The organism is Aquibacillus sediminis (assembly GCF_005870085.1).
GTDB classification, from domain to species: domain Bacteria; phylum Bacillota; class Bacilli; order Bacillales; family Amphibacillaceae; genus Aquibacillus_E; species Aquibacillus_E sediminis.
The window spans coordinates 67,879-88,089 of record NZ_SZNM01000007.1; the positions used below are offsets into that span (position 1 = coordinate 67,879).

Sequence of the window (20,211 nt, forward strand, 5' to 3'; positions counted from 1 at the left end):
GTTAATTTTGAGAAAATCATTATTGTTTATTACTATTTTGCTTTTAATTATTGTCGCTGTTGGTTGTGGAAATAATGAGCCTAATGGTACTGCGGATAGTGAGTCTGATGGAGATGGTTCAGAACCAATTGTCGTTAAATTTGGTCACAGTTCTGCACCAGGTAGTGCAAGAGATGCTGGGGCCAATAAATTTAAAGAGATATTTGAGGCTGAGACTGCTGGCAAATATAAAGTAGAAGTTTATCCATCAGGCCAACTTGGTGGATCAACACAACAGATTGAAGCAGTTCAAATGGGAAATCAAGAAATGGTTATTCAACCTTCTTCATTCTTAGGCGGGTTCCAGCCAATTATATCTTTACTAGATATTCCTTTCCTTTTACCAAGTGAAAAGGATAAATTAGTGGAGCTTCATAAATCTGATGCGATTACTAGTCTTTTGGATACAACAAAGGATGTTAGTATTAAGACTTTAGGAATTTGGCACACAGGATTTAAAGAATTTACAGGTCCGGTTGCATTAAATAATCCGGAAGCTTTTAAAGGATTGAAGTTCCGTGCAATGCCATCACCAATTATCGAAGAGCAGTTTAACATACTTGGTGCGACTCCGGCTAACATTGCTTTTTCTGAAACTTACAATGCATTACAAACAGGAACAATTGATGCACAAGAAAACCCAATTGATACTACTGTTGATATGAAATTCCATGAAGTTCAAGATGTTATTACGATGACAGACCATGGTGTACTTGATCAGTTAATTATGGTGAACAATGCTTTCTATCAAGGGCTTGATGAGGATACAAAAGCAGCTATGCAAAAGGCGTTTGAAGAAGGTAGAAAAGCTACTTTAGAAAAAACATATGAAAAGATTGATAGTTCTTTAGAGGATTTGAAAAACAGTGAAAATGTTGAAATTGTTGAGATTACAGAAAAAGAAAGAGAAGCTTTTAAAGAAGCAACTGAAGGCATTAAAGATTTTTACATTGAAGAAAATGGGAACAAAGGTGAAGAGTTGTTAAAAGGTATTGAAGACGCAATTAAAGGTCTTTAATTTGATGTAAGAAAATGGGGTCACCATAGCCCCATTTCTAACTCTATGGAACTATGACTAGTAAAAAATAAAATGAGGTGAAGTAAATTGAAAGATGAAAAAGTGGTAGAAGTGAAAGACTATGAAACAGTAATTACAGATGGGATGAAAATTGATTATGACGTACCGATTCAGATGGAAGATGGTATTGTCCTTCGAGCCGATGTATTTAGACCAATTGAAGCTGGAGAATATCCGGTTGTATTAAACTATGGTCCATATGGGAAGGGACTATCCTTTCAAGAAGGTTTTCCACGTCAATGGAAGGCTATGACAGAATCTCATCCTGATGTAGAAGCAGGTTCAACAAATAAATACCAAAACTGGGAAGCAGTAGACCCTGAGAAATGGGTTCCTTACGGATATGTTTGTGTCCGTGTTGACTCAAGGGGAATCGGTAGCTCACCAGGCTATTTTAGTCCTTTTTCTCCACGTGAAACCAAAGACTATTACAACTGTATTGAATGGGCTGGGGTTCAAGAATGGAGTAACGGTAAGGTTGGATTGAATGGCATTTCCTACTATGCGACAAATCAATGGCAAGTCGCTGCGATGCAACCACCACACCTTGCAGCGATTATCCCGTGGGAAGGGTGTGCAGATTGGTATCGGGATGCAACTCACCATGGTGGGATTGTATCCACATTTTGGTCTACTTGGTATAAACCGCAAGTTTTAATTGTCCAACATGGTGTTGGAGAAAATGGGCCGATCAACCCTAACACTGGAAAACCTGTGGGTGGTCCAGTTACCTTGTCTGAATCAGAATTAGCAGAAAACTGTACGGACTTTAAAGAAGATATCTTATCGCATCCATTAGCTAATGATGACTATTATAAAGAAAGAAGTGTTGATTGGAGTAAGGTCACTGTTCCATTATTATCTGCAGCGAATTGGGGGGGAGTAGGGCTACATTCTCGTGGTAATTTTACTGGTTTTCAACTTGCTGCTTCCAAACAAAAGTGGCTTGAGGTACATGGATTAGAACACTGGACCCATTTCTATACAGATTATGGTGTTAACATTCAAAGACGTTTCTTTGATTACCATTTAAAAGGTGAAGACAATGGTCTAGACCAAGATTCCCCGGTTAAATTACAGGTTCGACATGTAGATGAAACATTTACCGAACGATCGGAGCAAGAATGGCCATTGGCTCGTACAGACTGGAAGAAAATGTATCTTGATGCTTCTAATATGGGATTTAGTAGTGGCGTAGTGGATACGAAGGATCAAGTAACTTATGACACAACTGGTGAGGGTGTTACATTTATGAGCCAACCATTTGAAAACAAGACAGAACTGACTGGTCCGATGGCTTCGAAGATATTTATGTCTGCAACGAACGAAGACGCTGACTTATTTTTAACTGTTAGATTGTTTGGTCCTGATGGAAGTGAAGTGTTATTTAAAGGTGCAATGGATCCACGAACTCCAATAGCACAAGGTTGGCTCCGTGCTTCTCATCGGAAACTTGATGTAGAACGAAGTGTTGAGTATCAACCATATCATACACATGATGAAGAGCAACCGTTAACACCAAATGAAGTGTATGAATTGGATATTGAAATATGGCCAACATCAATAGTTATCCCAGAGGGTTATACACTTGGTTTAACTATTGGTGGTAAGGATTATGAAAATACAGATAAAGGAACTAAATTCCACTCTAAGGAAATGAAGGGTTCTGGAGCATACTGGCATGATGATCCTCGTGATCGCCCTGCTGAGAAATTTGATGGAGAAGTTACGCTTTATACTGGTGGAGAAAAAGATTCCTATCTTTTACTACCTGTGATCCCAGAAAAATAGATTTATTATGTCTTCTAGAATATGCACTTGAATAATATAATGCTTACCATCATAAAGGGAGAAAGGTAGTCTTTCTGCAGAAAGACTACCTAAACTTTAAGAGTCCTTTCAAGAGGAAGCTTTTACAAAGGGGTTGAATTGGTTTTGTTTGAATTAGAAATTATAAATGCAACAATTGTAACATCTAAAGAGAGGTTTAAGGGAAATATATCTATTACTAATGGTAAGATTGCAGCAATTAGTGCATCTCCGTTATTAAACGCAAAGCATTACATTGATGCAGAAGGTATGCATGTTCTGCCAGGAATGATTGACCAGCATGTGCATTTTATGGATCCGGGTGAAATAGATAGAGAAGACTTTATTTTTGGTTCAAAGGCAGCTGCAGTAGGTGGGGTTACAACAGTAGTGGAACATACGCATGCGTATCCTGTACGAGATGTGGAAAGGTTTCATGAAAAAAATTCCTATTTAAGCAATCGCTCCCTAGTAGACTATGGTTTAACAGCACATGTTTTTCCCGATGATATTGGGGGATTAAAACAGTTGTGGGATGCGGGGGTTTCCCTGTTCAAAATTTTCACCTGTACAACGCACGGAATTCCTACCATGAATAACGATCAACTTTATCAAGCATTTGAAGAGATAGAATCGTTTGGTGGAACTTGCTTGGTTCATTGTGAAGATGACTCTATTACAGAAGGAAATGAAGAAAGGTTAAAAGCAGATTCACGTGAGGATAATGCGATTATATCGGAATGGCGATCAGAAACTGCTGAGGAAATTGCCGTTTCGACTGTTGCACTGATGGCTAGATTAACTGGTGTGAAGGCAATGATTGCACATATTAGTCATCCACTAGTTGTCGATTTAATTAAACGTGAACAAAAGGAAGGTGCGAAATTACTAGGCGAAATTTGCCCACAATATCTTTTCTTAGATGATAAAACTGTGGACGAACAAGGACCATTTGCCAAGTTTACTCCACCTGCACGTGCAGCAAGTAACCAAACCAAACTCTTAGAAATGATTAACAATGGGAGTATTCAAGTATTATCTAGCGATCACGCACCTTCTACAGCTGAACAGAAGATGGAAGGTTCGATTTGGGAGTGTAATTTTGGTCTACCTGGAGTTGAAACTACTTTACCAATGATGCTAAACCTAGTGAATCAAGGAAAAATTACATTAGAACGTGTGATTGAGTTGTATAGTGAGGCTCCTGCAAAAGCTCTTAACATATATCCGCAAAAAGGAAGCATTACGGTAGGGGCAGATGCAGATTTGGTTATTGTTGATTTAGAGCAACAATGGACTATCAAAAACGAAAATGTTGTATCTAAATCAGGATGGACACCTTATGATGGCCTACAGATTAAAGGTAAGCCTATGTACACTTTAGTACGAGGAAACGTTGTGGTTGAGGATAGAGTCATTATTGGTGAACCAGGGATAGGTAAACCAGTCAAAAGAAATAAAGGGGTTTTAGTATAAGTGGAAAGGAGCAATGGGGCTATAACCCTACTTGCTTCTTTGTTTACGAACAGGATGATGTATGTTTCCTATCAAATGTAACGTATGTCTGGAAATGGAACTTCTTTCATCAGGGTATTCCTATTCTTTTAAATAATTAAAATAAGGTTGAATTGAGGTGCTAATTTTGACTATAGATCATCGAACGATGCCTAAGCCTTTTACAGGTGACATTATCGAAAGGGTGGAAAAGTTAAGTACTACGGTTTTGAGTGATGCAATGGGGGAGGGGGCAATGGAACATACTATGTGTCCCGTGTCATCAAAGGTAAACGTAATCGGTACTGCTATAACCGTTCGGATGGAAGGTGGCGACAATACGTACTTTAAAAAGGCGATAAGCCGAGGAAAAAATGGGTATGTGGTAGTTGTTGATAGCCAAGGAGATGTGCCAAACGCTGTTTTTGGAGAAATGATGGCCACAGCTGCTAAAGTAGCTGGGTTAGAGGGTATTGTAATCGATGGATTGGTTAGAGATACAGATGTTCTTTCTAAAATAGATCTGCCAGTATTTTGTAAAGGTTATACACCTAAAGGTCCCCAAAAAGGTGGATCTGGTGAAATAAATATTGCTATTTCATGTGGAGAGGTAGCAGTTAACGCTGGAGACTTAATCGTTGGGGATAGTGATGGAGTAGTCGTAGTTCCAAGAGAAAGAGTGGAGGAGATAATCGTTAAAGCAGAAATGAAAATGGAAGATGAAGAAAAGCACTTACAAGAAATAAAAGATGGATTTATCGAATTAAATTGGTGACATGCATGCTTGTGTTGGAAAAGCGGGGACGTTTCCCATGTTTCCAAACCAATTCAAGTGGTGCCAGCACCGCTTGAATAGACAACCTTATTTTTAATACTTTAAACCCGCTCCATATCTATAAGAAGAGCGGTTGTTTTATATTTTTAGATAGTGAAATCTCAATATGGTGCTGTAACTAGAAATGTAGGAAATGTAAGGTGTGTTAGTGGATATTAGATAAAGGATACATGACATAATAAAGAGCAAGTAGATGTAACTCAGAGAACAATCATTTTTAATATTGGTAATAATTCATATCACTGATCTTCCAAATGGATACATGTGGAATAACTTTTTCTCCATTTTGGTGACGATCTGTTACCCCTGCAAGAAGTCCTTTTCTGGTTTCTCTATTTTTTACTTCTTCAAGCAATAATTCTAGTTCTACAAGTTTGAATGGGACATTTTTTACGGTTTAAAATGATTGGCAGAACGTTTATAGTGCGGTACCTGGTACTTCTCGTGGACAACTGTCCATGATAGTACCAGGTACCGTTTTTACAATAATTCACTGTGCCCGTATCCGATTTAATTTTTTGGTTCAAGGTCATCGATGGATTCGATGTCCATATAAGTTGGTACAGCTAATCCAATCCTGGCGCCTGTTACGTTTTCTCCTAGATCTTCAAACTGCCCTTCATATTCTTCATAGAGCTTACCATGTGTTGCTGGCATCCATGGTGATAGAGAAGCATCTGAATCACCTGTCGCTACTGCCTCAAACATAACGGCAGGATCAACGGGTGTAAGCGTAACATCAAATCCTTGTTGTTGTAATACAATTTTAGCTACATTCGTTGTGAATTTTTCTGCATCCCATGGAGTTAAAACTAAATCTATTGAAGTTCCATCAACAGTTTCTACCCCTTCTGTCCATTCTGCAACAGTTTCTTGATTGTCATCTACCCACTCTTGGGATACTTTTTCAAAGTCAAAGTTGTTTTGTTGGGCTTGAAGTAAAGCTTCTTCTAATACTGGAAGATCAAAATGAATTCTATCAAGGATTGTATAAGCATTAGGCATGGCGTCTTTCAAGCCTTTTCTTGCAATTGTTGTAATTTGTTCTTCCTCACCAAAAACCCCTTTAGGATCTTCTAAGTACTTAATGTCATGTTTAGCAAACATAAAGTGTGGGGACCAAGCAGCCACAACGATGGGCTCTTCCTTTTCAATAGCATTTCCTAGCTCTGTTAGCATGGCAGCTGCTGAAGATGTTTCTTGTTCCCAACCAGCAAGACTTTCATACTCATCTATTGCCTTTTCATTTGTTTCTGTTTGACCAGCACCAGGTTCAATACCAGTAATGGTATATTCTAGTTCTTCACTAACATTTGCGGTGGTCTCCTTTTGCTCATCTCCACCGTCGGGATCCTCTTGTTCTGCTTGTCCACATCCAGCTACTAAAAGGGATAAAGCTAAAATACTAACAATCCCCAATTTCTTCCAATTTGAGTTAAACATGTTGTCTGACACTCCTTAGTTATTGTTTGTGCTATGTAATTTGTATCGTACTTGATCGAACGATACGATATAAACAACTGATTATCATATTACGCTTTCAACTTTAGATGCACAAACAGCATTTACATTAATTTTTGTATGTATAGTATGCATAATTTAAAATTTACTATACATTTAAGCGTTACAACGCATATTTAATACATTTTTCTCCAAATAAGTTTAAATCTTGGAAGCACGGGGACGGTTGTTGTGCTTCCTTTTTAGTAGCATAAAAGGAAATATTGAACCCTCTCACCACTTAACGACCTTAGGGTCTGTTTGAAGTGGGAGATTCCTAAGAACACCAACCTAAAAGCCGGTTTTAATTAGGCTACCCCCGTAGGACCTACGGTTAGAAGTCTTATTGCTTCATCTTTAATATTTGAACTTGCGTTAAGATCCCTGTCGTGATGTGTACCACAAGATGGCAATCCCACTTACGCAATGCGAGATTCTTAACGTCTTTGTTTTGATAGCCACAACAGGAACAAAGTTGGCTAGAAGGGTAATTTTTAGCGACAACTACGACCTGTTTCCCATACCACATTGCTTTATATTCAAGCATTGTTCGAAATTGTGACCAACTTACGTCGCTAATTGACTTTGCTAACTTATGATTTTTCAGTATATTGGATACTTGCAAAGCCTCTATACCAACTATGTCGTGGAGGTAATGCTTGTATTTCTGTTTCAACAAGAATGGAAACAAAGTATTTACCACTTGGATTACGTCTCACCGTAACATTTAAAATACGACCTTCTACTTCGCGACTTTTAGCGAATTTCACAAGTCCAAGTTTAGGTAATTTGATTTTGTTTCCAACAATTGCAATATTGTCGTTCGTGTATTTTGTTGTCTAGGACTGTACCTTGTTGTTTTTGGACTTAAAACGTGGAGCATTGGTTTGTTTTTTGAAGAACCTGGCAAAAGAATCGGAAAGGTTTTTAACGGTGGATTGAATAGCAATGCTATCCACTTCTTTTAGCCAATCCAATTCTTTCTTTAGTTGTGGGAGTTGAGAAGAACACATGTTGTAGGTCAAACCATTTCCCGTTTTCTTATACGTTGCATTCCATTCTGCCAGAAAATGATTGAACACAAAACGAGAACATCCTATGGTTTTATTTATTAAGATAGCTTGATTCCGGTTAGGTTAGATTCTGTATTTATAAGCCCTATGGCCAAGCAAAACAGTCACCTCCCTTTTCTTTCTATTATACACGATGACTCAACAAAAACAAACGTTTGTTTGCGTTAGGGGGGTGAGAGTTGAAAAATGCTTTAGAACCTTAGACTAGTTAGTCGGACAATTGAGATAGCTAAAGCTATCCCTTGTCCGAAGGCGATTCATCTCCACCCTACTCATTGGGCCAACGCCCTTCTCATTCCTTGAGGATGGAGTCTTCTCGCCTCTAATGATAAAATGGAATGCTGGATTAGTACTTCTCGTGGACAACTTCTTTTAGCTGTTAATCTGATGTCAAAGAAACAATTTTTAACAGAGGGAAGTTTTTAAATACGTGACGTGAAACAATCTGAGAAACAAGAATTTCGGGGCGTGCCAGGCACCTATTCTCTTCGTTTTCTAGTTTTTACTCGTCCGCTGTACCTAATGTCAGGCCGCCATCAACAACTAATTCTGTGCCTGTACAATAAGAGCTTTCATCTGAGGCAAGGAATGCTACCGATTGAGCAATTTCATTTGGTTGTCCAATACGTCCAAGTGGTACGGACTTATAAGCAGCTGGAACACCTTTACCCTGTGTGGCCATGTCTGTTTCGATTCCCCCAAGATGCACCATGTTTACTCGAATTCCTTTTGCTCCTAATTCAATCGCTGCAGCTTTTGACATGGCAACGACAGATGCTTTTGTCGCAGCATAAGCAGAAGAGTTACTAATAGGAGCAAAGGCAGAAATCGATACATTGTTTATGATCGATCCTTTTTGCTGTTTTTTCATCTGTGGAATGACTGCTTGCATCCCCATAAAAACGCCAAGTTGATTCACATCAATCAACTGTTGGTAGTCTTCCACCGTTGTTTCTGTGAATGGTTTTCGTTTTAACACTCCGGCGTTATTTACTAATACGTCAATCTTTTTGAATTTGTCTATAATCTTCTCGACTGCCGATTCCCACTCCAATTTATTTGTAACATCTAACGGAACGGCAAAAGCCTGTTCTTCTCCAATCGTGTTCACCACTTCTTTAGCCTCATCATAGTTACGCGCACCAATCACTACTTTAGCCCCCAATGTAGCAAGGTGCTGCGCAATAGATCTTCCTTGGCCCCGATTAGCTCCAGTAATTAGAATAACTTGATCTTTTAAGTTCGGCATATATACTCTCCTTCGTTCGTCATCACTAAGTATTGCTTATATGGCACTTCATACAAGTAAGTATTAAAGCTTTTATTTTGACTGGAAAGACATAATGTTCCAAGGAAAATCACCCATTCAAGAATTAATGAAACAAGGGAAAATTTTGATGCTCTCTATGCCTTGGGCAGTATAATTTTATATAGGGAACCAGGTGTTGTTTTAACTTATATGGGTAGAGGGTTTAGCAGTGTTTCTTTTATCTTTCATAAATTTCCTTCTGATTATTGGTAGCATACCTTTTTTCCTAGTTCCGATTCTATAGAACCCCACTATAGTGGCACCAATCACCCCACAGATGATGTGTATTTACCATAGAGGATACTATTACTAATCTACTATTCATATTAAAAGTGTAAAAATTTGGATATTTTTAAAGATCAGAAGGATACTATTAATTCTTGATAACGCTTACAATATGAAATGTAACAGCTTAAATTAAAAAAAGGGAGTGGATTAGGTTGAAGAAATGGTTATTTATGCTATTCAGTTTGATTATTACAATCGGTTTGGTTGCCTGTAGTAACGGAGGGGATGAAAATACATCGTCATCATCCGATGATAATGACAATGAAGTTATAGAACTAACGGTTTGGAACGATTGGACAGAGGATCGTCCAGAAAACAGAACATACAAAGGTATGGTAGAAAAGTTTAATGAACAAAACGAGAATATTGAAGTAATTGTTGAAGCAATTCCACATGATGATTATGAAACAAAGCTTAGGACACAAGCTGCTGGTAAACAATTACCAGATATGTTCCGTGTATGGCCTGGTACCCGTCTTGAGCCACTTGTAAATGGTGACACGGTACTTCCGTTAGATGAAATTGTGGATCACTGGGATGGATCAATTCCAGAAGGTATCATGGGAGACTACGCTATTGATGGAAAACAATATGCAATCCCAGGTAATATCAGTGAAACAAGCTTGATCTTCTATAACAAAGAATTAGTTAGTCAGGCTGGTTTTGATGTATTTCCAGAAACATATGAGGAATTAAAATCGCTAATTCAAGTCCTTAATGAAGAAGAGGTTACACCAATTTCATTAGGTAATAAAGCTGCGTGGCCATTACAGTCAGTTTATATTTCTACAATTGCTGATCGTTTTACAGGGAGCGATTTCTTACCTCAAGCATTAAGTGGCGAAGAATCATTTGAAAACGAACAATTCATTGATGCTTTAAGTGTTATTGAAGAATTAAATGAAATGGAAGCGTTTAATGGAGATATGAATACATTGGATGAAGCACAATCTCGTAATAACTTTATCGCTGGGAAAGCTGCGATGCACTTTGCTGGTTCATGGGCGGTAGGTCCAATTTTAGATGATGCTGAAAATTTGGATAACATCGGTGTTGCACCATTCCCTAGTTTTGCTGGAGGAGATGGAGACCCAGCTAAAATCGCAGGAGTTGCTGGTGGTGGTATTGCTCTTAACAGTGAACTAAGCGGTGACGAAAAAGAAGCTGCATTTGAGTTCTTAAAATTCTTCTACAGTGATGAAATGTATCAACAATTGTTAGAAGCAAATATCATTGTACCAGTTAACTTAGAAATGGGTGACGATATTCCACAAGTATTCCAAACAGCAAATGAGCTAGCACAAGGTGGGTTAGCTCCAGTGTATGACGCAACACTGACACCTGAATTGACAGATATGATCAATAATGGTCTTCAATCCATAACAGTTGGTGGAAAGACACCAGAAGACCTTGCTGCAGAAATGCAAGAGGAAGCAGAATCTAATTAAGAAAAATATCAAACTAGGCAGGCTGCTAAAAATATGTTGGCAGCCTGTTAACATCAAGGGGTGAGAATATGAACGCGGCTAGAAATAGAAAGTTTTTTATCTTTTTAGGCTTGCTACCTGCAATGGTTATCTATCTAATATTTGCCATTTTACCCATACTACAGTCTTTCTACTTTTCCTTTATGGAATGGGATGGATTTTCAGATATGAAGTTTGTAGGCCTAAGAAATTTTTCTGATATGGTTGAAGATCCTTTATTCTGGAACTCTGTAAAAAATAACATCTATGTAGTATTGGCATCTGTATTTGGTCAAGTTCCGATCGCTTTATTTATTGCACTTTTATTAAATCGAAAAATTAAAGGGCTTAAAATATTTCGTACAATAGGTTTTTTACCAGTCGTGTTATCAACAGTTGTTATCTCACTAACATGGAATTTAATCTTAAATTCTGAAAATGGTTTGATTAATGAATTGCTTCGCGCAATTGGACTTGGGGGCTTAGCGCAAAACTGGCTAGGAGACCCGGATTGGGCAATGATTTCTGTGTTAGGTGTAGTCATCTGGCAATTTGTTGGTCTTTACCTCATTATCTTCTTGGCAGCTCTACAAAATGTACCAGATGAAGTGCTAGAAGCTGCAAAAATGGATGGAGCAAATGAGTGGACGACTACATGGAAAATAACTGTTCCAATGATATGGGATACAATTATTGTGGCTGTTATCTTGTGTATCGCAGGTAGCTTGAAAACATTTGACTTAATTTACGTTATGACAAATGGTGGACCTGCGCATTCAACTGATGTAATGGCGTTATATATGTTCAATGAAACATTTAGTCAACTTCAGTATGGATATGGTAGTGCAGTATCCGTATTTATTTTCTTCTTTAGTTTAATTTTAATTGCAGGATCTAGAAAACTATTAGGACAAAAAATGATTTAGGGAGGGGGATTCAGCATGGAACCAGTATTAGATCAGTCAACCAAAGTTAAAACACAAGAAAAAAAGAAACTCAGATGGAAGAACCCAATTATTTATACGGTGTTAATACTATTTGCACTTGTCAATGCCTATCCAATTCTGTGGATGGTGATTAACTCATTTAAAACATCACAAGATTTTGCAAATAACCAATTTGGTTTGCCAAAAGAATTCACATTGGAAAATTACTTCAGTGCATGGCAAACTGCTAACCTAGGAACGTTATTTACCAATAGTATATTTATTGTTGTGACTGCAACAGCTTTAACCGTTTTAATCGGAGCAATTGCATCCTATTTTCTATCAAGATTTACATTCAAAATGAATAAATTTGTTTATACATTTTTCATATTTGGTATGTTGATCCCAATTCACTCCACATTAGTACCCATGTTTATCCTAATGCGAAATATAGGGTTGTTAAATACACCAATTACTTTAATATTTCCATATATCGCATTTCATTTACCGATTACAATCTTTATATTAACGAGTTTTATGAAAGCATTCCCTAAAGATATTGAAGAGTCTGCTATTATGGATGGTTGTGGCATATTTCGGGTATTCTGGTCGATCATTTTACCGATGTCTCGTCCAGCGCTAGCCACAGTGCTAATTTTAAACTTTATTTATAATTGGAATGAATTTTCCTTTGCTCTCGTTTTAATAAATGATCCAGAGCTACAAACATTACCGTTAGGTCTTGCTAGCTTTGCTGGTCAGTTTACAACCAACTATGGTGCCCAAATGGCTGGTTTAACGATGTCATTAGTTCCAATTCTAGCATTCTATCTCTTCTTAGAAAAAGATATTGTAAAAGGAATGACAGCTGGTGCAGTGAAAGGATAATATAAAGGTAGTAAATAGAAAAGGCTGATGACGATGATTCGAAATTGGAGCTTAAAGAAAAAATTCCTAACTATATTTCTAATATTTATTTCACTACCTACAATCCTATTTGGAATGATTATTTATTATCAGGCTACTGAAGCGTTTAAAGATCAGGCAGAGCAAAATATTACCTCACGATTAGAAAAAAATGAAGAAAATCTTACAACGATTTTACGAAGCGCAGAAAATATTTCTTCCTATATGATTTATGATGAGAATGTCCGAACATTTTTATCAGCACCAATCGAAGATGCTCAGCGTTTGCGAGAGGCAGAAGATGCAATTAGAGGATATTTTACATTTGAAATGATGAGTAATAACTATATTGATTCGGTTGAATTAACGGGCAATCAAGGTAACCAATTATTGATTGGTAATCCTGTTATTACAGACGAAGAAAAGCTTATCGAAAAGGCCAAGCAAAAGCAGGGAGCACCGTATTGGAGTAATGTATATACCATTGCAAGTGAGTGGAATGGAGCAAACCAAGTCATTAGTTTAAATAGAGTGATTAATGATATCAATACAGCAGAACCAATAGGGACTGTAACGATCCGACTTGATGGAGAGGAAATGTATGAAACAATTGATTTAAGCTCCAATCAGCAAGGGGAGTACTTTGTCCTCTCAGAACAAGGGGAAGTAGTTCTTCATCAAGATAATTCATTACTGGGTGAGTTGTTTCCAAATAGAGAATTAATGGACTTAATTATAAATAGGGAACCCCGAACACAAACTTTTTCAACGAGTGACAATAATTACTTGGTTGTCAAAAACAAAGTAGCAGGTACCGATTGGTTTTCTGTCGTTATGGTGAATGAAAAAGAAGTTGTACAAGGCCTGTACAGCGTTCGATCATCCATTCTCAATTTGATTATTTTGTTAGCATTACTAGGTGTCATAGCCTTTATTGGTTTCTACTATTGGATCATTAAACCAGTTACAGAATTGTCCGATCAAACGAAACAATTTAGGCAAGGAGACTTCACAGCAAACGTATTTGTTAATTCTAATGATGAAATAGGGAAACTAGGTAAACGTTTTAATAAAATGGTATCAACCATACAGAAACATATTGATACAGAATATAAGTTAAAGATTGAACAGAAAGAATCAGAACTAAAAGCATTGCAAAATCAAATTGATCCTCATTTTTTATATAACACATTGGATATGATTCGTTGGACAGCAAGAATTGAAAATGCGATGGAAACAGGACAATTGATAGAAAGGCTCTCAAAAATATTCAGAATGAACCTAAATAAGGGTAGCATGTGGGTGACGGTAGAAGAGGAACTCACATATATTTACAATTATTTAGAGCTTCAAAGAAGTAGAATGGGGCCTCGTATGAAATTCACCATTTATTATGATGAACAAGTAAAACAATATTATTTAATAAAGCAACTACTACAACCTTTAGTGGAAAATAGTATTGTTCACGGGTTTAAAGATCTATCAAGGCAAGGCACAATCTATATCCGCTGTTATCAAGTCGACCAGATGATTTGGATTGATATTATTGATAATGGAAGAGGATTCACAAATAATGCAACTTCCTTTGACGAGCAAAGACACTCGGGCTATGCCTTAAGCAATTTGAAAGAAAGAATGAAAATTGCTTTTAATCAAAACTTTGAAATGGATTGGTTAGATGTTGAACAAGGAGCATGGGTTCGGTTGAAAATACCAATTGTTTATCCATTTGAGAGCAAAGAAATGTCAAAAGAATAAGGGTGGATACAATGACGTACAAAATGTTAATTGTTGATGATGAACCTATTATTTGTAGAGGATTAACAGCAACGATACCGTGGGAGAAATACGATGTTGAAGTGGTAGGTGTGAGCTATGATGGAAGTGATGCCATTGAGAAAATTGAAATGAACAATGGTGTCGATATCGTTATTTCTGACGTCAAAATGCCAAAAAAAGACGGTCTGCAGTTGGCGCGTTTCCTAGCTGAAAATTATGAATATACAAAAATGGTTCTCATTAGTGGCTATGATGAATTTAAATATGCACAACAAGCTATACAACTAGGTGTCAAAGACTATTTATTAAAACCAGTAGGTATTGATGAACTAATAGATGTTGTAGGAAAATTAACAGCAAAAATGAAACAACAACAGCTTGAGTTTGAGCAACTTCAACAATCTAATTTAATGAATGCAGTTTATCATCACGTATATGATTATCAACGTGAGGTTTCTAATGATAGTGATATAAAAGCATTGCAAAACGTCGCCATTTATCCATTCCTATCCATGACGAAAAATTACTTGGACATCACCCGATTAATGAAACTTGAAGAAGTGCAACAACTTAAGTCTGACTGGAAGTGTTCTATTAATAAAGGTTTTTTATCGAACCAACTGTCGATTGTATCCATCTTTGTTAGTGAAAACCAGTTGTTGACGTGTGTGGTAGACAACTCTAATACATTGACGATAGAAGATATCACGAATAGAGTCAAAAATCTAAATTTAAATCAATATGCATTCATTTTATATGATGAAAAAATTATGTTTAATCAACTTGATCAAGTATTCAATCAGTTTCAAGAAAGTATAAAGCACATACCTTTTGGGAAAGGTGGAATCTTTCATACTAATGAGCTTGAATGTTCAGAAGTTAGCGAACCATATGACATCGAAAAAAACTTAATAAAATCCATCATTCAGTTTAATTCAAAAAATGTAAACGAATATGTTGACCAACTGTTTTCTTATCTTCATCGTAACCAGTTATCGATCAGTCAATCAGTATCAATCTGTAAAAAAATAGTGGAAGAGATTGTTAGTCAGTTAGAGGTACTTTTACAAAAGCAAGCAGTTGATGTTGATTTTACTGTTAATCAACCTTTAGATGTTTTATTCGTTGATTCATATAAACAATTCCAACAAATAGTGGAACAGGATATAGAGAAAATTCTAACCACTTTCAATATAAGAGAAGCAGATCACAAAGATTGGTTAATTGATAGAGCAATTACCTATATGAAAACTTACTATAAAAATGAAATTAAAGCACAAGAAGTTGCGGATGTGATTAATATTTCTCCAAACTATTTTAGCTCTTTGTTTAAGCAAAAAACAGGGAAAAAATTTAATGAGTATATCAATCATATGCGTGTGGAAGAGGCTAAAAAATTACTATCAGAAACGCCTTATAAAGTAAGTGAAATATCAGAAATGGTAGGTTTTCACGAATACAAATACTTTGTTGAAGTATTTAAAAAATTTACTGGTGTTACCCCAACAAAATTTCGTAAATTTACAGTGTGAATTTGTAGGTATTGAAAGATATGTTTGGTTGGTAACGGAGGACGGGGTTATGAAATATATTGAGCTTTGATAGATACCAAGTAATAGAGAAAACTAAGGAGGATCACTAGCATGGAAAAATTAAAACATCATTTACCAAAAGACTTTAAGATTGGAGCAGCAGTTTCAGCGTGGCAAACAGAAGGTTGGTCAGGAAAGAAAGATGGGCAAGATTCTTATTTAGATCTTTGGTATAAAAACAATAAAAATGTTTGGCACAATGGATATGGTCCGGCTGTTGCAACAGATTTTAGAAATCGATACAAAGAGGATATTGGGTATATGAAGGAGATCGGTCTTACCCATTTTCGGACATCAATTAATTGGTCACGTTTTTTAACCGACTATGAAAACGCTGTAGTTGATGAGGACTATGCAGCATATATTGATGATGTCATTAATGAATTACTTGAAAATGGTATCGAACCAATGATTGCGCTTGAACACTATGAAGTACCAGCACAATTATTTGAACAATATGGGGCTTGGGGTTCTAAACATGTAATAGAACTATATATAAAATATGCCGAAAAAGTATTTGAACGTTATGGTGATCGTGTGAAACATTGGTTTGCCTTTAATGAACCAGTAGTTGTGCAAACAAGAGTATATTTAGATTCGATCCGGTGGCCATTTGAGCAAAACACAAAGAAATGGATGCAGTGGAATTATAATAAAGCTTTAGCGACAGCTAGACTTGTTAAGTTATTTAAAGAAAAAGGGCTTGGGGAAAAATATGGTGCGAAAATTGGTTCCATATTAAATCCAGAAGTAACATATGCTCGTTCTACCGCACCGCATGATCAAGAAGCTGCTCGTATGTATGATCTATTCTTTAATCGTACGTTTTTAGATCCAGCAATTAAAGGGGAATTCCCACAAGAATTATTTGATTTAATGAAGAAGCATGATATTACACCAGACTATACAGAGGAAGAGTTGCGAGTAATTAAGGAAAATACTGTTGACTATGTTGGGTTGAACTTATATTTCCCACACCGGGTTCAAGCCCGTACATCTGGATGGAATGAACGGATTCCATTCCATCCATCGTATTATTATGAAAAATTTGAATTACCAGGTAAGAAAATGAATCCATACCGTGGTTGGGAAATCTATCCACAAATCATGTACGATATGGGCAAACGCATGAAAGAAGAGTACGGGAATATTGAGTGGTTTATTGCAGAAAATGGCATGGGTGTCGAAAATGAACAACGATTTAAGGACGAAGAAGGCGTCATCCAAGACGACTACCGAATTGAGTTTATTAGCGAGCACTTGAAATGGCTTCTAAAAGGAGTGGAAGAAGGTGTGAATTGCACAGGATATATGCTATGGGCGTTCTCTGACTGTGTATCACCAATGAATGCGTTTAAGAATCGTTATGGATTAGTAGAAATTAATCTCGACGATAACCGCAACCGCAAATTAAAAAAATCTGCATCATGGTATAAATCGATCATTGAAACGAGGGAATTTGAAGCAGCAAACGATGCGATAAATAAATAGGTTGGATTTGTGGAGTTAGTGCTTTTGTTCAAAGATGTTTCACTGTTTATTAGTGAAACATTTTTCTTTAAGACGCGTTAGTCGTTTTTGTAATATTGTAAAGCTCTAACGGAAATTTGAATTATAATTTCAAAATTAGTATATGTAGCACTACAAATAGAGGTGATGGAGATGAAAAAATATTTAGCATTCGATATTGGTGGGACATTTATTAAATATGGGATTGTCCAAGAAAATGCAGTAATGACGGATAACAGTAAAGTTAAGACACCTAAATCAATGGATCAACTTCTGAAAGTAATTAGTGATATAAGTGAACAGTATCCTGATGTGGAAGGTATTGCTGTCAGCTCTCCAGGGGCTGTTTCGGATCATGGTGTCATTTATGGTTCTAGTGCAATTCCTTTTATTCATGGGCCTAATATGAAAGAACTGATCGCAGAATATACTGGAAAAACGGTTCACCTTGAAAATGACGCAAACTGTGCTGGGTATGCAGAAGTTTGGAATGGAGCTGCCAAAGGTAAACACGATGTACTAGTGATGGTAATTGGAACTGGTATCGGTGGTGCAGTGATAAAGGATGGCGAGATACATAAAGGTGCCAACCTACACGGTGGTGAGTTCGGGTATATGTTATTATCTTCTGATTTTAATGGTGATGATGATACATGGAGTAGAGTTGCTTCCACACAAGCGTTGGTTCGAAACGTTGCGAAACAAAAACAGGTGAACGAAGAAACATTAAATGGTGAAAAAATATTTGAACTTGCTGAACAAGGTGACCAAATTTGTATCAATGCTTTAGATCGGTTCTATCATTTACTGGCGGTAGGTATTTATAATTTACAATATATGTATGACCCAGAAATCATTTTAATTGGTGGAGGAATTAGTGCTCGTGAAGATTTAATCGAGAAAATGAACGAAAAACTTGATCAGATAACATCCAAGATTCCTCTTGCAAAAATAAAACCATCCATTGATACTTGTAAATTTCGGCAAAATGCTAATCTTTTAGGAGCAGTGTATGGACTTATGAAAGAAAAGGATTCAGTGAAAAATAGTTGATCAATGACCTAAAAAGTGTAAATTTATTGGTTAATATTATAGATATGTTGGATATTTTGAAACAAAAGGTTCTGTTAACATGAAGGTGAAAACGTTTTCTGTGGTGGGGTTAGGTTGTATTTCAAAATCGAGCATGTAAATAAAGAGAGGAGCAAAGGAATGGAACGTTCAAATAATATCATACCAGAGAATTTTTTATGGGGTGGTGCTGTTACTTCCTTTCAAACTGAAGGTGCGGTGAATGAAGGCGGAAAAGGCCCATCGACAGTTGATGCAAGATCTATTCCTGATGGACATTCAGATTGGAAGGTAGCAGTAGACTTTTATCATCGCTATAAGGAAGATATTGCTTTATTTAAAGAGATGGGATTTAACGCATATCGCACAAGTATTTCTTGGTCTAGAATTTTTCCAGATGGTGAAGGGGAAGCAAATGAAGAAGGGTTAGCATTTTATGACAGGGTATTTGATGAAATGTTAGACAATGGAATCCAACCTGTTATTACACTGTGTCACTTTGACTTGCCTTTACCTTTAGCAGAAAAATACAATGGATTTGCTTCAAGGGAAGTAGTCGATTTGTTTGAGAAATATGCACGAACAGTCTTTGAACGTTATAAGGACAAAGTAAAATACTGGTTGACTTTTAATGAACAAAACCTTGTGTTACTTAAACCAAAGTACTGGGGAGTGACGAGAGATCAGGATTCTGAAAAATTGAAGTATCAAGTGTGCCATAACGCCTTTATTGCACATGCGAGAGCCACAAAAGCGCTGCATGAAATAATACCAGATGGACAAATGGCTGGGATGATCACCTATTTTACTACGTATCCATTAACCCCAAAGCCTGAGGATGCAATTGCAAATCATAAGGCAAAAGAATTACTTAATGACTTTTATTTTGATGTGTTTGCAAACGGGGAATATCCTACGTATGTAACAAGTGAGTTACAAAGAAAAGGAATTATGCCGACATTTGAAGCTGGTGATGAGCAATTATTAAAAGAGAATACAGTAGACTATTTATCTATAAGTTATTATCAAAGCCATACTGTTCAAGCATCAAATGAAGAGGGTTCTGATGCTGGTTTAACTAGGAATCCTTATCTGGAAGCGACGGAATGGGGATGGACAATCGATCCGATTGGTTTTCGAATAGCATTGAAAGACATGTATTCTCGTTACAGATTACCAATATTTGTTACAGAAAATGGTATCGGTGTCAGAGAAGAGTTGGATGAAAACAATACGGTTGAAGATGACTACCGTATCGATTATTTAAAAGCACATATTGAACAGATGAAGCTAGCGATGGAAGAAGGTGTGGATATCTTTGGCTATCTTACATGGGGCGCAACAGATATTCTAAGTTCTAGCGGACAGATGAGCAAACGATATGGATTTATTTTTGTCAATCGTGATGAACAAGACCTTAGGGATCTGAAACGTTATAAAAAGAAAAGTTTTGATTGGTTTAAACAAGTCATTGCTACGAACGGAGTGAAGCTATAATGGGTTATGCCCGTTATCAGTGGTAAATAGGAGTGGAGGT

The 20,211-nt window shown here is 36.8% G+C and carries 14 protein-coding genes and 1 pseudogene; 12 read left to right on the forward strand and 3 right to left on the reverse strand.

Features of this window, described 5'->3' with window-relative positions; translation table 11 throughout:
- The first annotated feature begins 7 nt into the window (after nucleotides 1-7).
- The 4 genes from FCI53_RS09350 (at nucleotide 8) to FCI53_RS09365 (ending at nucleotide 5,195) form a co-directional block, all read left to right on the forward strand.
- A complete protein-coding gene (locus FCI53_RS09350; protein WP_171038122.1) occupies nucleotides 8-1,057 on the forward strand; it encodes a TRAP transporter substrate-binding protein in 1,050 nt (349 codons plus the stop codon).
- Between the two features lie 87 nt (nucleotides 1,058-1,144).
- Nucleotides 1,145-2,908 (forward strand): CocE/NonD family hydrolase, encoded by a 1,764-nt coding sequence (locus tag FCI53_RS09355; protein ID WP_210238490.1) that lies wholly within the window; start codon nucleotides 1,145-1,147, stop codon nucleotides 2,906-2,908.
- Nucleotides 2,909-3,052: 144 nt separating this feature from the next.
- On the forward strand, nucleotides 3,053-4,402 hold the full coding sequence (locus tag FCI53_RS09360; protein ID WP_138418140.1) for a dihydroorotase: 1,350 nt from the start codon (nucleotides 3,053-3,055) through the stop codon (nucleotides 4,400-4,402).
- 166 nt (nucleotides 4,403-4,568) lie between these two features.
- Nucleotides 4,569-5,195, forward strand: a complete 627-nt coding sequence (locus FCI53_RS09365) for an RraA family protein (RefSeq protein ID WP_138418143.1) — start codon at nucleotides 4,569-4,571, stop codon at nucleotides 5,193-5,195.
- 570 nt (nucleotides 5,196-5,765) lie between these two features.
- Here the strand turns inward: FCI53_RS09365 and FCI53_RS09370 are convergent.
- The 3 genes and pseudogenes from FCI53_RS09370 to FCI53_RS09380 form a co-directional block, all read right to left on the reverse strand.
- Nucleotides 5,766-6,698: a glycine betaine ABC transporter substrate-binding protein gene (locus FCI53_RS09370; RefSeq protein ID WP_138418145.1), complete on the reverse strand. Its 933-nt coding sequence runs from the start codon at nucleotides 6,696-6,698 to the stop codon at nucleotides 5,766-5,768.
- Between the two features lie 365 nt (nucleotides 6,699-7,063).
- A pseudogene (locus tag FCI53_RS09375) lies at nucleotides 7,064-7,873 on the reverse strand (RNA-guided endonuclease TnpB family protein).
- A 457-nt stretch (nucleotides 7,874-8,330) separates the two neighbouring features.
- Nucleotides 8,331-9,077, reverse strand: a complete 747-nt coding sequence (locus FCI53_RS09380) for an SDR family NAD(P)-dependent oxidoreductase (RefSeq protein WP_138418147.1) — start codon at nucleotides 9,075-9,077, stop codon at nucleotides 8,331-8,333.
- A gap of 500 nt (nucleotides 9,078-9,577) precedes the next feature.
- On the opposite strand from FCI53_RS09380, the gene FCI53_RS09385 reads away from it, so the two are divergent.
- The 8 genes from FCI53_RS09385 to FCI53_RS09420 all read left to right on the forward strand — a co-directional run bounded on the left by FCI53_RS09385 (nucleotide 9,578) and on the right by FCI53_RS09420 (nucleotide 20,171).
- Nucleotides 9,578-10,873 carry an extracellular solute-binding protein gene (locus FCI53_RS09385; protein WP_171038123.1) on the forward strand — a complete coding sequence of 432 codons (1,296 nt, stop codon included), beginning with the start codon at nucleotides 9,578-9,580 and terminating at the stop codon, nucleotides 10,871-10,873.
- A gap of 68 nt (nucleotides 10,874-10,941) precedes the next feature.
- Nucleotides 10,942-11,817 carry a carbohydrate ABC transporter permease gene (locus FCI53_RS09390; RefSeq protein ID WP_138418149.1) on the forward strand — a complete coding sequence of 292 codons (876 nt, stop codon included), beginning with the start codon at nucleotides 10,942-10,944 and terminating at the stop codon, nucleotides 11,815-11,817.
- A 15-nt stretch (nucleotides 11,818-11,832) separates the two neighbouring features.
- Nucleotides 11,833-12,705 (forward strand): carbohydrate ABC transporter permease, encoded by an 873-nt coding sequence (locus FCI53_RS09395; protein ID WP_138418152.1) that lies wholly within the window; start codon nucleotides 11,833-11,835, stop codon nucleotides 12,703-12,705.
- Between the two features lie 33 nt (nucleotides 12,706-12,738).
- Nucleotides 12,739-14,481: a sensor histidine kinase gene (locus FCI53_RS09400; RefSeq protein WP_246050066.1), complete on the forward strand. Its 1,743-nt coding sequence runs from the start codon at nucleotides 12,739-12,741 to the stop codon at nucleotides 14,479-14,481.
- 11 nt (nucleotides 14,482-14,492) lie between these two features.
- The gene (locus tag FCI53_RS09405; protein WP_138418154.1) at nucleotides 14,493-16,034 is read left to right on the forward strand and encodes a response regulator transcription factor; all 1,542 of its coding nucleotides are present in this window, start codon (nucleotides 14,493-14,495) and stop codon (nucleotides 16,032-16,034) included.
- 111 nt (nucleotides 16,035-16,145) lie between these two features.
- Nucleotides 16,146-17,585, forward strand: a complete 1,440-nt coding sequence (locus tag FCI53_RS09410; RefSeq protein ID WP_138418156.1) for a glycoside hydrolase family 1 protein — start codon at nucleotides 16,146-16,148, stop codon at nucleotides 17,583-17,585.
- 171 nt (nucleotides 17,586-17,756) lie between these two features.
- Complete coding sequence (locus FCI53_RS09415; protein ID WP_138418158.1) at nucleotides 17,757-18,656, forward strand: ROK family protein; 900 nt, start codon at nucleotides 17,757-17,759, stop codon at nucleotides 18,654-18,656.
- 159 nt (nucleotides 18,657-18,815) lie between these two features.
- On the forward strand, nucleotides 18,816-20,171 hold the full coding sequence (locus FCI53_RS09420; RefSeq protein WP_138418160.1) for a glycoside hydrolase family 1 protein: 1,356 nt from the start codon (nucleotides 18,816-18,818) through the stop codon (nucleotides 20,169-20,171).
- Nucleotides 20,172-20,211 lie beyond the last annotated feature (40 nt).